Source organism: Alteromonas sp. 14N.309.X.WAT.G.H12 (assembly GCF_036697315.1).
Classification (GTDB): domain Bacteria; phylum Pseudomonadota; class Gammaproteobacteria; order Enterobacterales; family Alteromonadaceae; genus Alteromonas.
In genome coordinates this window covers 1-209 of sequence record NZ_JBAHZB010000280.1, presented here as the reverse complement: position 1 = coordinate 209, position 209 = coordinate 1, and the positions used below count along the sequence as shown (strand labels likewise).

General features: G+C 50.2%; 1 protein-coding gene. It reads left to right on the top strand.

The window, feature by feature from the left end; genetic code table 11:
• Positions 1-209 (top strand): Ig-like domain-containing protein (locus V5298_RS20980; RefSeq protein ID WP_332933326.1); only part of this gene is annotated, 209 nt, incomplete at both ends.

The following is a 209-nucleotide window of genomic DNA, read 5'->3' as shown; positions in this document are numbered from 1 at the left end:
ATCACCGGTAATACAGATTTAGCGGCTGGTGAATTGGTGACTATCAGCGTCACTGATGCGGATAATGATACCCAGACATTTACGGCTACTGTCCAACCTGACGGTTCCTTCAGCGCTACGATACCCGATGATCTGGCTGAAGGTGATTATACGGTTGCTGTCAGCGCCACCGATGAAGCCGGAAACACTACCACGGTGAATGAAGATGG